We start from the raw sequence: 12,818 nt of genomic DNA, 5'->3' as shown, positions 1-12,818 counted from the left end.
TATGTATAGTGATGGGGACTTTTTATATTTTTCTATGTTTAAAAAAATGGACAATCTAATTGATCAACAGATTCCCATAATTTTTTTTTTGCATTTTCGGTGGATGTATTTGTGTCTAGTGTCATGTTTTTAAAAGGGTTTACTTCGACTTTTAATAAGGATGAAGGCTCCACATATAATGAGAAAACATGGCTGCTTGGTAAAGCTTTTGAAACGTCAATATCTCCAACTTGTTTAAATAGTTGCTGCGCAGCAAAAAAGAAGAAATTAGTTGGATTTGATTGTTTATTCAGCCACGCAAGCATTTCAGGTGATACCGATTTATGAATATTGATTTTTACTCGATCACCACGTTTATATCGCCTAGATCGCATACTTCCACCAACTAACTTATCGTTAAGTTTGTAAATCCTAACTCTTTTTGCTTATGCTCTCTATATTTTGGCGAACAAGTATAAACTAATAATCCTCGTGCATTTGTAAATAACGGATTATCTACAAAGATTACATTTTTGAGTCGTCCTTTTTGCTTTAAAATCATTTTTAAACTATTTTTAATAATTACTGCACCCCCGCCATAAATAAACACGTATGGATCGTCTTTCATATCATCAATTTTATTTATAATATCTGTTGCAACACGTGCTGCTAAACCTAATAGCGCTGGCTGTGATTCCTCAACTAATAAGGTATTTCTCGGATGCTTATCATTTAAATAAATTTGATTGAATTCTGTAATACTATCAATCGTTTTAGTTGGATACTTCCGGTTCCATCTCGTAATAATTTGTAGTAACGTCTCTTTTACACCATAAGATAAACCTTTACTTAGTTGCGGACGGAAATTCACCCCTAATGAAACGACTTCTTCTGTCGTCCCTGCACCAATATCAAAAGAGAGTAGAGTTTTATCTACAAAATCAATTTCAGAAACTTGATTTTGCTCACATTCTATTTTATGTTTCACAACATTTCCTTCTTCATCGTATACAATGCCCCACGTACCAGAAGCGCCCTCAGGCAGGCATTTACAATACTCAATTGAAACATTAATTGTCACATCGCGTCCGTTCGGATAATGGAAAATAACCTTATGATTTCCCATATAACGTTTTGCATTTTCAGCAGCTATTTCTTGTGTAATAAGCTGCATAGGAAGAGCGACAGATAAATCATAACGAATATTAATATGGCTAGAAGTTGGACTTTGACGCATAGCGCTTACCGCCAAACCTGATAGTATTGTAATAACCATTAACTCATCCGTTGACTTATTCGATTTCTTCTCTACCTCAGTACCTTTTAATTGATCTTGAATAACTTTTTCTCCAACGATATATCGTACATTATTTAGCATTAACGATGGCGAACTTATAGTCACATCAATGTGGTTTTCTAATTCAGATAATGAAACATCTACCTCATCTAAGAGTCCTGTAGGCTCACCTATATATAAAGAATAAATACTCGGAATAAAAATAGGGTCTTGCCCTTTCACCATTAACTTCAAACCGTTGTTTCCTGCATCTGCACCAGCTTTTAAAAGTATAGACATAACTACCCCCTAAATTAATCTGACATCCCTTCCAAATATATGCGAGCCCATTCTTTTACATTCAAATGTATTGTAATTTTTTATTTATCATAAAAACAAAATATTGCATACTTACATATTGTGTGTAAAAAATATTTGACATGACACTTTTCCAATTTTATACTTATATTTGTAAAGAGTTTTTTACAATCGAGGGGGCAATTATTTATTGAATACTAAAAAAACTATTTTTATAATCATTGTTTTAGCATTAATTGCAATACTAGTACATGGCACATATAAATACATAACTGAAGGTTCTATTTTAGGTGGTACGATTTTTGCTATTTCGTTAATACTTAGTAATTTAATTAATCACATTACTTGGGGAGATCCCCACGGTGTGTCAGAAGAAAGTCAAGATGAGATGGGACAACAAATTACATATAAAAGCTTTAAAATTGCGTATTTTGTGCTTGTAGTTGTAATGTTCCTTTTATTAATCTTCTCCGAAGGATTTTCTATGGGGGCTAATTTAGATGGAGTAAAAAACCTCCCCCTGTTCATCGCAATTTGCTCTTCATTCTTTATTTATCCTATTGTCGAACTCATAGTTGCAAAACAATATAAGTAAAAAGATGAGGTTTTCTACATGTAGAAAACCTCATCTTTTTATATTTACATACTCTCTACAATTGCTTTTAATTTATTCACAGTCCGCCAATTCCTAACTGTAGCTGGTGTATGTAACTTCTGAAACTGGTTCATTAATTTAGAATTTCGAATGCTATTTTTGAAAAATAAATAAACGACCTTCTCATCTATATAGCAATCTTCAAGTTCACTTTTAAATGTAAGCAATTGACTACTCTCTTCTTCAGAAAGTACATTAGCTAAAAAAGCAATATGAACACTTTCTCCTTCTAACAATGAATGAACTTCATATGGACATTGTTTAATAATATTTATAAATTCATCATGTGTTCTTAGCATGACTGGAACATCGAAATCAAATTCTTTTTTTATTTCAGATTGTATTTGGTCCTTTAGAAAGTTTATACCTTCCTCAGATTCGAACACAATATTACCACTTTGTATATATGTTTTCACTTGTTTTAACCCTATTGATTCAAACACTCGTTTTAAATCAGCCATTTTGATTACTTTATGGCCACCGACATTGATTCCTCTTAGTAATGCAATATAAAATGTCATATTATCCCCCCCACAGTAAAATGAACTTATCAATTGAATCGGTTTTCCCACTCATATTTCTCGGATATTTGTTTTAATTCTTCTAACATATCATGAATAGATAATACCTCAAATAAAATAATAGATTCACTTGAAAAATGGTGATGATAATGATTTGGTTTATAATCTTTTAAATCATTTTTATAACTCCAAAATTGCTTGTCTAATTCAGCAATAAGTTTGAAATGTTCCTCATCAATTTCATTACAACGGTTTCTCAATATAGCAATTATAGAATGAATTGTTCGTTGTAATATTTCTCTTTCACTTTGTGACCAGTCACAAGTCTCAATTGATACCCGAGCTAAATTATCTATATGGTAAATGATTTGCTGTAATATATGAAGTTGCTTCTGCATCGTTAAAAAGCTTCTCATTTCCTTCTTTGTATGTTGATGATATTTCCAATCTTTCTGCTCATATTGAACAAATTGTATCGCCTTATGCAATAATAAAGTCAATTTAGATAAATCCTGAGCAGTCTCCTTTTTCACACCTTTTCCTGCAACTAATGCAGTAATCCATTCTTCCATAATATTTGCTGTTTTAGCAAATAGATCCTCTGTACATCCAAAAATCATTTTCGTGTAGTGGGGTGGAAAAATGAAAAAATTCACTAAAGTAGATACTATAATACCAGTAGATGTAGTAGCTAAACGAATTAAAAATGCAGTAAAATAATGATTTGCCGTAATTGGAATCATTGCTACGGCAGTGAAAGTTGCAACTAAAGTTCCCGCATGTAACCTTAGTTTTTGACATGTAACGATCGTAAACATTGCAGCTAATGCATAAGAAATTGCTTGGTGGCCTAGGAAAAATGTGAAAGTCATGGCATATGCCGATCCAATTGTTGAGGCCGGAAAGCGAATAAGTCCTTTTTTTATTGAGTCTGTTGCAGTTGGTTCAATTGTAACAATTGCTGTTATTACAGCAAAAATAGTTGGGATGTTAAAAAAATCACAAACTAACACTGTAAGAAAAACTGCAATTCCAGTTTTAATCACTCTTCCTCCAACGATATTCCATTTTCTATCTTGATTCATTTTTTATATCCTTCATTCCTGTTTCATTTTATATACATATATTATATATTGTTAAAATAAAAAACCTACTACTTGAATATTCAAGAGTAAGTTTTCTATCTCATTATTTCATTATAGATAAATGCATTATTATTTGTTGGCCAATTGGTCCCATTCTTCTAAAACCTTTATCTTGGAAACCAACTTTTGCATATAAATTTTGTGCAGGAATATTTCTTTCATTCACAGCAAGTACAACTTCATTTTTTATTGGAAAATAACGTTTTACAAACTCTTCTAATAATATCAATGACTTTTTAGCGAATCCTTTTCTTTGTCTATTGTGATTAATAGAAAATGACGTTAAAAGTAAAGCATCCTCATTATCTGTGAACTCCTTTACTCTATCTCCCGTTTCCAATGCGAAAAGACCCACCGGTACCCCATTGTGATCTAAAATAACAATCACATTTTTTGTATGATCACTTTTTGCTTTCTCCAGTAATGCGCTTGGATCTGATGTAAACTGAACTTGTTCACTTGGTAAAGTAAATGTTTGTATAACTTCTTTATATTTCTCCTTATACGGAGCTAATTGAATTTCCCCTGTGTGTATGTTCATGCTAAACTCTCCCATTTTTTAGCTTATTAACTTATACCTTGCTGTGCTTTTGAATGCACTCTTCCATCTAAAAAGGTAATTTCAACAAATGAATTTGGATCGTTCCCTTTCCAAGCAAAAATTTGTTTAATTTGTGTAGAATGCTCTACCCCTTCTTCTATAAGTAAATCTCCTTCAAAACCAATTAAATCTTTCACTTCTGTATAAGTCATTCCTTCATTTATACTCGAGAAATGATTTATATTGATAGACTCTTTCTGTTGCCTTTCCATCACAGTAGAAGAAGTTGCTGTTTGGTTTTTCACTTCTTTTCTCTGTTCACACGCTGTCATACTGAAACCTAAGCATAAACTAAACAATATACATGCGCTTTTTTTCATCATAACAGTTGTCCCTCCCATGATAATTAAACCATATATTCCCTTAAAAATAAACTGAATATTTAATATTATATTTAAAAACCTCGTACAATTAAGTACGAGGCTAATTCATTTATTCAAATGATTATTTGATTGATCATCCTGTTCTTTTCTTAACTCTTGTTCTTCATCTTTTGGTAATTGTTTATCATTATCTTTAATTGGATTCGTTTCTCTATTTTCTATCATATCATTTGGAACTTGTGGCATTACTCGGCCCACAATAGCGGCTAATTCATCTAGTATACCTTCACCTGTTTTTCCTTTTTTAATTTGCTTTCCGATTTGTTTGAGGCGTTCATACGTATCAACATCTGCTACAACGACTGCATTAGCACCGTCAGGGTCATTTTTTAAACTTTCTGCAACAGAGTATTTAATTGATTCAACTCGAGTTCGATCAAGTTTTGCTTTTACATCAATACCTACAATAGCATATTTTCCAACAACGACCGCTGTTGCATCATTCACACCTGGCACACTTGCTGCTAAAGATGCTAAATGATCTGCTGCTTTTTCATTTGGCTTATTTGATTTATTCGTATAATTAACATTTTTCATTGAAACATTTTTTTGTTCCGGCTTTTCGTTTGGATTGTCTTTTTTTCCAATACTGCATCCAGTTATAACGAAGCAAAGCATCAATATATATATTAGAGTTTTCATTATTTTCACCACTTCACTATTAAGGTTTAATCATAAATTTTTTCAACAGCTTGCATTTTCTTTACCTTTTCCTCGGCCCCGCTATTAGCATTAATGAATATTTGGTACGTATCTTTTCCTAAAGTGCCTACAAATTCATAGCAAAGCACTTCATTATGCAAATCATTGACTACTAAAGCTTTACGTTCTTCCATGACTTTTACATCCGGATTGATTTTCTTTCTTGCTTCTGCTGCAGTTAGCTTTGCCGATGGAACTGTTCGCTTTTGATGTGACGCTAAGTATTCTTTTGCGGAGAACCCAACGATAGAACCATCATCTAAAGCAATTTTCATTTGGATTGCTTCTGGATAAATTCGTACTCCATTTTCATTTACTACATACGTAAATACACCAACATTATCATATTGAGAGCTATCATAAAGCTCCATATTATTAAACTTATGGTCCTTTAAAAATTTCAAACCTTTACTACCTGCATCGTTTAAACTAACTTTCTGTTCTTTAATTTCGCGGTTATTCATAACCCAAATTGGATATCCGCCTTTTCCGGTAATATCCATATAGAACTCATTGTTCGTTGCTTCATCTTTAATTTTCACACTATAGAAGGATTCTTTCGCACCTTTTCCGCTTTTCTCAACATCTACTTTTTCATTTCCTTTTAAATTCAAAAACGATTTGGCAATTTTCGCCGCTTCATCTTTAGAAATTGCCTTTCCTTCCGCTTCAAATCCACCTTTTTTATTTTTTTGCGCACTTGTAAAGGTCGGTCCGAAGTTTGTAGAAGAATATGATGTTACGTTTTTCTCTACAGTTTTCAATCCATCAATAATTGTGTTATCTGCTGGATCGCGATTTGATGCAAGTGCCATTTCTACATCCATCCAGCGTAAATTATTTTTCAAAACAAGATGTTGTACTTTTCTTAGTTCATCTTGTATATTTCCTGCATTTGAATATAAAGTTTGTAGCGTTTTATATTCTTGCTCATTTAACGGCTCTTTTTCTAAATCACGAATGGCTGCACGGTAACTGAAATCACCGATATTCGCTAAAAATTCTTCCGTTTTATTAAATGGCATTAATGTTAAAGGTAGTTGTCCTACATCTGAGCGAGCTTCAGATGTTAAACGCCATACATCCGCTAATGCAGGTGATAAAGATGATCGTGAATTCATCGCAAGTGTTGTGCCAATTTTATCGTGTAATAAATCGACTTCGTATGCTAAATCATGGAATGCACGTTGATAGCTATTTTCCGCTCGAATTAAAACCGCATTTTTCTCTTGGTGCTCTTTATAGCCCCAATAGCCTGTTCCTACTACACCGACTGTTAATAATACAATGATAATACCTCGTAACATTGTCCCACCTCCGCTCTATTTACAGAAAATATGTTTACCGATTTTTTTAATTTGTGGACGAGTCCAAATCCATTTACTAGTCGCAGTATCTGGATTGAAATAATATAAAGCATTTCCTGTTGGATCCCATCCGTTAATCGCATCTAAAACTGCTTTTTTTGCTGTTTCATTTGGTGTTAAATATATTTGTCCATCGGCTACCGCTGTAAATGCTCTAGGTTCAAAGATTACACCTGAAACAGTATTTGGGAATGACGCACTTGTAACACGGTTCAAAATAACAGCAGCTACTGCAACTTGTCCTAAATACGGTTCACCACGTGATTCTCCGTATACTGCGTTTGCCATCAGCTGAATATCATTTTGAGAATAACCGTTCGGAACATTTGTCCCTTTATTTTGAGGTGGTTTATTCTCTTGTGCAGTGCCACCACTATTTCCTTTATTCGTTGTCGTTCCTTTATTAGCAGTTGATTTGTCATACTTCGTTGCCTTCACGAGCATTTGCTTCGTTTTAGCTCCAGCTAAACCATCAACGGGTAATCCAAATTTCTCTTGAAAATTCCGAAGTGCCCAATATGTACCCCATCCGAAAACACCATCTACTTTTCCCGTATAAAATCCGTTATATTTTAAACGAGATTGCAGTTCAATGACATCTTCGCCCGATGCTCCTCTTTGAATGACTTGATTAGAAAATGCTTCTACATTCTTTAGTTGTATACTACTGACCATTAAAGACAGTCCTATGAACGCAAGTAAAACCGCTATTTTAAACATAGCTTTTTGGCGCATAATTTTCCCTCCTTAATTATGTAAATGATTTCTTGGTTATGTTTTGTAAAAGCCTCGCTTTTATGTAAAGAAGACAAAAAAATCCAAACTAATATCGTAGAAAGAAAATGTAAACAATAAAAAAAAAGGATAAAAGGAGTTCATCATGAAGAATTTGTTAAAGCGTGTCGCACTCGTCCTTCTGTTCCTAACAACATGTTCAAATGTATATACAGGCTCATCAATTGTTCATGCGCAGCCGCCGTATGCAAAATGGGGTAAGCTTGCTGTAGAGAAAACGAAAGAACAGTACCCAAAAGCAGAGATTATTGATTACCTTCATATAGGTAGAAAACCAAAAACCGTTCAAATAACTGTTGAAAAATTTAAATTGTGGTTACGTGAAGATGGAAAAGAATATGGTGTTTTTGTTGATGTAGAATTTGAAACGAAGACGGAGAAATTTATAAAGTTGTCGTTTCAGAAGACGAGCAGATAAAGTGAAACTTTAATCAGTCCTCACCAATCGGGCTGCCCGTTAATGCGGGATAAAATGAAACCCCACTGTTAAAAATGGAAACAGTGGGGTTCCTTGCATTTCTAAAATTCTTTCCTAAAGTTTCGATTCCCTAAAAATCTTACCAATATACAAATAGTGCCAATTACAATTGCTATCCCTATACTGTATAAAAGTACTCTACCATATCCACCTATTCTCGGATCTAAAAATGGATAAGGATACCAATTCACGATTGGACCACGAATTAAGCTATATACAACGTAAAAAAACGGGAATAAGAGCCAACTTGAAGCTTGTTTCCAAGTGATTTTCTTATTTGGTGGATTTAATATCCAATCTAAAAGCATAGCAATTGGCATGATATAATGTAACACCGTATTTACCCATGGTATTGCCGTTTGAAGTGATTCTTCTAACCCTCTTAATAATAAAAAATAAATGAGTCCAGTCGTAAGTATGTATACCGTTGCTGCACCACGAAGTATACCAAACTGTTCTGATCGACCAAATGTAGCTGTTCCGATACTACTTAAAAGGAGAATACATGCAACTAAAATGTTACTTTCGATCGTGAAGAAGCTAAAAAAGTTAACTGGATTGAACGGTTTCACTTGTGCCCGTATTATAAATTGCGTAATGATTGCACTAAATGCTAGAAGGCTTAAACATAGTCTAAATAAAGATAAAATTTTTTCATCTTTCATACATTCCCTCCTTTTCTTATATATAATTAGAATTTCCCTGTACATGCTCAATAAATAAATTTAACGGAACGAGCCCACGTTTTGGCATATGACTACTTATAATAGATACTACTTCTAATTGAGGAATGATAACGATGTATTGTCCGCCGTATCCCATAGCGAAATATATACAATACGGTATGTGAAATCTTTCGTTATGTAATACCCACCAGTGATATCCATATGCGCCGACATGTTCATATGTTTCAAATTGCGCCCTACTTGACTCTTCTAACCATTTCGCTGATACAATTTCTTTTTCATTCCAATATCCATTTTGCAAACATAATTTTCCTAATTTTAATAAATCGGTAGATTTCATTTTCATACCGAAGCCACCTACATATATACCCTGCGGATCTTGTTGCCACTCGTATTCGTTAATTTTTAATGGATCAAATAAATATTTCTTTGCAAACCGCTCTGTCGACATTCCAGTAGCTTCTTGAATAATATAGCTCAGTAAATGAGAAGAACCTGAATTATAATTCATTTTTGTAGCAGGTTCTTCAATTATTGGCTTTTCTAATATGTACTGTACCCAGTTCTCTGATTCTACAAAGTCATTTGGGAATACTACTCCATTCCCAAACTCTTTCCAGTCCTCACCAGTAGTCATTGTTAATAAGTGATATAGCGTTAAATCATGTTTTTCCCCAGGTACATTTTCAATCCACTCTGTAATTGATGTATGTATATCATTTATATAGCCCTTATCAATTGCAATACCAATTAATAAAGATACGATACTTTTTGTAATCGAATTTATTTTATATAAGTTATTTGCACATTCGGGTGTTTTATAATACTCAGTTGTTAATTCCCCTTTTTGATAAACAAGAAATGTATTCACTTTTTTCTTTTCGAATTTATTTTCTAGTTGCTTGAAATCCAAAAACTTTACCTCCATTTAAATAGTTACTCCATTTATTATATCTTGTTCCTTCATTTTAAACATAATTGTGCTCAAATAAAAATAAACCTGTCAGCCATAATGAACTGACAGGTTTATTTTTATAATTTCGTACGAACATTCCAAAGCTCTGGGAAGAATTGTTGATCAAGTACTCGCTTTAAATAAGAAACACCGGAGGATCCACCTGTACCCATTTTATGTCCAATAATTCTTTCTACTGTTTTCATATGACGGAAACGCCATTGTTGTAGCCAGTCTTCAATATCAATCAATTTTTCAGCAAGCTGATATAAATTCCAATATTTTTTCACATCCGCATACACTTCCAACCATGCTGCTTCTACTGTTGCATCTTCTTCATAAGGCTGCGTAATATCACGGTTTAATACATCTTTATGAATAGGGAATCCTTCTTTTACTAATGCTTGAATCGCGACATCATATAGACTTGGTGCATGTAGCGCTTTATGAAGTCGTGCATGTAATTCTGGATCCTTTTCATAAATTTTTAATGCGTGTGGCGTTTTATAGCCAAGTGCATACTCAATCATACGATATTGATACGATTGAAAACCTGAAGCTTGACCGAGTGAATCACGAAACTCAATATATTCTGATGGTGTTAATGTCGCAAGAATATCCCAAGATTGAATAATTTGAGACTGAATTTTTGATACACGTGCTAACATTTTAAAAGCTGGTTGTAATTTATCTTGTTTAATAGATTCAATCGCCGCATTTAGCTCATGTAAAATGAGCTTCATCCAAAGCTCACTTGCTTGGTGAATAACGATAAATAACATTTCATCATGATGGTCCGATAATCTTTTTTGAGAAGATAGTAAACTATCTAATTGTAAATACTCCCCATACGTCATATTCTCTTTAAAATCCGTATGAATCCCTTTTTCCATAATTACTTTTTCATTTTCTTTCATATTAGCCAAACGCCCCTTTTATATGATTCTACTTATATTGGTCTAATAACGGCTCGAACTGGACTTCCATCTGCATCAGTTAATGCAAGTGGTAATGCAATAAGTTCATAATCACCGTCTGCTACATGATCTAGTACGACATTTTCTAAAATATGAATTCCATGTTTAAATAATTGATGATGCGCTGCTAATTCTTTATCATCTAGCGGATCAACTGATGGTACATCTACTCCGATTAAACGAATACCTTTCTCTGAAAGAAACGACGCTATGTCTGCACGTAAATGAGGGATCACCTCTGGAAATTCTTCAGCTTTTCCATGTGAAGATGTACGTAATAATAATCGTTCTACACCTTCTAAATGAAAGCTTTCTAATTCCTTTTTCCCGATGCTTTCAAGATTAGAAACGTCAATAATCCGTGCTGGGCCAACATAAACTTGAACATCTAAATCCAATACTTTCTTTCCATCATTATCAAAATGAAATGGTGCATCAATATGAGTGCCTGTATGAATACTCATCGTTAACTTTCCGACATTTACTGAGCCACTTTCTTCTTTTGACCATGAAACTTCATACGAGAACGGTGTGTCTCCTGGCCACGTTGCAATATTATTATTTAGCGGTTGTGAAATATCAATCCACTCTGATGTTTTCATATTTATGCCACAACCTCTCGCTTATTTTCAAACTGCTTATACTCTTCATTTTTCATAATTTTCTTTAATATTTGTACAGATTTCCACACTTCTTCGTATGTGTTATATAAAGCGACCGGCGCAAGTCTCACCCCATTTGGCGCCCTAAAATCTGGAATTACTCCATTTGCTTTTAGTGCTTTACATATACGTGCTGCTTCTGCATGCTCTAAATAAATGTGCCCGCCTCGTTTTTCATCCTCTAATGGATTTCCAATTGTAAATTCGAAATCTTTTAATTCATGTCCAATTAAATTCAGCATGTATCTCGTAATATGTAAAGATTTCTCACGTAAACGTTCAATACCAGCATCTTTGAAAATTTCAAGTGAACCAATTAATGGTGCTGTACTTAAAACGTGCGGCGTACCAATTTGATAAGCACCTGCATGATCAGCAGCTGTTAATGTATGCTCCATATCAAACTGCTTATCTTTTCTAGAACTAAACCATCCAGACAACCCTGGTAGTCTATTAAAATGTTTATTATTCACATAAATTCCTGCAACGCCACCCGGTCCTGCATTTAAATATTTATAATTGCACCAAACAGCAAAATCGACGTCCCAATCTTTGAAATGATGCGGAATAGATCCTATTGAATGGCATAAATCAAATCCGATATGAATGCCGCGTTTATGAGCTTCCGTTGTTAAACGTTTCATATCCAGAATTTGACCACTTCTATATAAAACAGAAGGTAATAAAATTAAAGCGATATCATCTTCCATCGCATAAATAATATCTTCTTCAGAAAGTGTTCTACCATCTCGGCTTTTCACTCTTACTAAATGCTCCTCTGGATCTAATCCTTTTAAACGAATTTGACTTTGAAGTGCATAAATATCTGATGGGAAAGTTAATTCATCCGCAAGTATTTTTGTACGTATTCCTTTTGGTTCGTAAAACGTCGCAATAACTTGATGTATATTTGTAGTTGTAGAACCGGTTACAATAGTTTCTTCCGGTAAAGCACCAATAAGAGGGGCTGTAAGTTTACCTAATTTCTCTGAAAGGAAAAACCACGGGTGCTCACCTTCTGTCCAGCCGTCAATGCCATACTCTTTCCACGAATCTAGCAACGTAAGTAATGATTTCTCTGCTCTTTTTGAAAGTAGCCCTAATGAGTTTCCATCTAAATATATAGTACCTTCGTTTTTATAGAATTCAGTTTGAAAATCTTTCAGTTCATCATGTTTATCACATTCAAGCGCATACTCATAAGTTGGTTGAAATGGCTCTTTATACATGGTGTCACCTTCTCTTAATTTTCTTTTTATTCTAACTAATTGAAATATATCACCTTAATTGATACAACGTCAATGATATTATGTCAGTT

At 33.7% G+C, this 12,818-nt stretch carries 16 protein-coding genes; 2 read left to right on the top strand and 14 right to left on the bottom strand.

Features of this window, described 5'->3' with window-relative positions; all coding sequences use genetic code 11:
- Nucleotides 1-38: 38 nt before the first annotated feature.
- The gene (locus ACTFSL_RS05370) at nucleotides 39-374 is read right to left on the bottom strand and encodes a hypothetical protein (RefSeq protein ID WP_001257760.1); all 336 of its coding nucleotides are present in this window, start codon (nucleotides 372-374) and stop codon (nucleotides 39-41) included.
- An 11-nt stretch (nucleotides 375-385) separates the two neighbouring features.
- Nucleotides 386-1,555: a ParM/StbA family protein gene (locus ACTFSL_RS05365; RefSeq protein WP_000025622.1), complete on the bottom strand. Its 1,170-nt coding sequence runs from the start codon at nucleotides 1,553-1,555 to the stop codon at nucleotides 386-388.
- A 208-nt stretch (nucleotides 1,556-1,763) separates the two neighbouring features.
- Between ACTFSL_RS05365 and ACTFSL_RS05360 the strand changes: the two genes are divergently transcribed.
- The gene (locus ACTFSL_RS05360; RefSeq protein WP_001093141.1) at nucleotides 1,764-2,168 is read left to right on the top strand and encodes a hypothetical protein; all 405 of its coding nucleotides are present in this window, start codon (nucleotides 1,764-1,766) and stop codon (nucleotides 2,166-2,168) included.
- Nucleotides 2,169-2,212: 44 nt separating this feature from the next.
- On the opposite strand, the gene ACTFSL_RS05355 is transcribed toward ACTFSL_RS05360, so the two are convergent.
- The 7 genes from ACTFSL_RS05355 to sleB all read right to left on the bottom strand — a co-directional run bounded on the left by ACTFSL_RS05355 (nucleotide 2,213) and on the right by sleB (nucleotide 7,682).
- A complete protein-coding gene (locus ACTFSL_RS05355; RefSeq protein ID WP_000145145.1) occupies nucleotides 2,213-2,749 on the bottom strand; it encodes a DUF1697 domain-containing protein in 537 nt (178 codons plus the stop codon).
- A gap of 29 nt (nucleotides 2,750-2,778) precedes the next feature.
- Nucleotides 2,779-3,834 (bottom strand): aromatic acid exporter family protein, encoded by a 1,056-nt coding sequence (locus tag ACTFSL_RS05350; RefSeq protein ID WP_440041315.1) that lies wholly within the window; start codon nucleotides 3,832-3,834, stop codon nucleotides 2,779-2,781.
- Between the two features lie 103 nt (nucleotides 3,835-3,937).
- Nucleotides 3,938-4,450 carry a GNAT family N-acetyltransferase gene (locus ACTFSL_RS05345; protein WP_121868266.1) on the bottom strand — a complete coding sequence of 171 codons (513 nt, stop codon included), beginning with the start codon at nucleotides 4,448-4,450 and terminating at the stop codon, nucleotides 3,938-3,940.
- An 11-nt stretch (nucleotides 4,451-4,461) separates the two neighbouring features.
- A complete protein-coding gene (locus ACTFSL_RS05340; protein ID WP_000976446.1) occupies nucleotides 4,462-4,818 on the bottom strand; it encodes a hypothetical protein in 357 nt (118 codons plus the stop codon).
- Between the two features lie 105 nt (nucleotides 4,819-4,923).
- Nucleotides 4,924-5,520: a YhcN/YlaJ family sporulation lipoprotein gene (locus ACTFSL_RS05335; RefSeq protein ID WP_000854053.1), complete on the bottom strand. Its 597-nt coding sequence runs from the start codon at nucleotides 5,518-5,520 to the stop codon at nucleotides 4,924-4,926.
- A 26-nt stretch (nucleotides 5,521-5,546) separates the two neighbouring features.
- Nucleotides 5,547-6,887 (bottom strand): germination protein YpeB, encoded by a 1,341-nt coding sequence (ypeB, locus tag ACTFSL_RS05330; RefSeq protein WP_000943727.1) that lies wholly within the window; start codon nucleotides 6,885-6,887, stop codon nucleotides 5,547-5,549.
- Nucleotides 6,888-6,902: 15 nt separating this feature from the next.
- The gene (gene sleB, locus ACTFSL_RS05325; RefSeq protein ID WP_001249063.1) at nucleotides 6,903-7,682 is read right to left on the bottom strand and encodes a spore cortex-lytic enzyme; all 780 of its coding nucleotides are present in this window, start codon (nucleotides 7,680-7,682) and stop codon (nucleotides 6,903-6,905) included.
- A 145-nt stretch (nucleotides 7,683-7,827) separates the two neighbouring features.
- Between sleB and ACTFSL_RS05320 the strand changes: the two genes are divergently transcribed.
- The gene (locus ACTFSL_RS05320) at nucleotides 7,828-8,160 is read left to right on the top strand and encodes a DUF3889 domain-containing protein (RefSeq protein ID WP_440041313.1); all 333 of its coding nucleotides are present in this window, start codon (nucleotides 7,828-7,830) and stop codon (nucleotides 8,158-8,160) included.
- Between the two features lie 101 nt (nucleotides 8,161-8,261).
- Here ACTFSL_RS05320 and ACTFSL_RS05315 read toward each other — a convergent pair whose 3' ends face one another.
- From ACTFSL_RS05315 to kynU, 5 genes are all read right to left on the bottom strand, one after another.
- A complete protein-coding gene (locus tag ACTFSL_RS05315; RefSeq protein WP_440041312.1) occupies nucleotides 8,262-8,885 on the bottom strand; it encodes a Pr6Pr family membrane protein in 624 nt (207 codons plus the stop codon).
- A gap of 16 nt (nucleotides 8,886-8,901) precedes the next feature.
- Nucleotides 8,902-9,819, bottom strand: a complete 918-nt coding sequence (locus tag ACTFSL_RS05310) for a serine hydrolase domain-containing protein (protein ID WP_000346250.1) — start codon at nucleotides 9,817-9,819, stop codon at nucleotides 8,902-8,904.
- Between the two features lie 119 nt (nucleotides 9,820-9,938).
- Nucleotides 9,939-10,778 (bottom strand): tryptophan 2,3-dioxygenase, encoded by an 840-nt coding sequence (kynA, locus tag ACTFSL_RS05305; protein ID WP_000661957.1) that lies wholly within the window; start codon nucleotides 10,776-10,778, stop codon nucleotides 9,939-9,941.
- Between the two features lie 32 nt (nucleotides 10,779-10,810).
- Entirely contained in the window at nucleotides 10,811-11,440 is a 630-nt protein-coding gene (gene kynB / locus ACTFSL_RS05300; RefSeq protein ID WP_000858074.1) for an arylformamidase, read from the bottom strand.
- Nucleotides 11,441-11,442: 2 nt separating this feature from the next.
- Nucleotides 11,443-12,729 (bottom strand): kynureninase, encoded by a 1,287-nt coding sequence (gene kynU, locus ACTFSL_RS05295; protein WP_000276307.1) that lies wholly within the window; start codon nucleotides 12,727-12,729, stop codon nucleotides 11,443-11,445.
- Between the last annotated feature and the right edge of the window lie 89 nt (nucleotides 12,730-12,818).

The organism is Bacillus cereus group sp. MYBK108-1, assembly GCF_051917185.1.
GTDB classification, from domain to species: domain Bacteria; phylum Bacillota; class Bacilli; order Bacillales; family Bacillaceae_G; genus Bacillus_A; species Bacillus_A cereus.
Note: the sequence above shows the minus strand (reverse complement) of the source record. Positions and strands in the feature narration are given on the sequence as shown.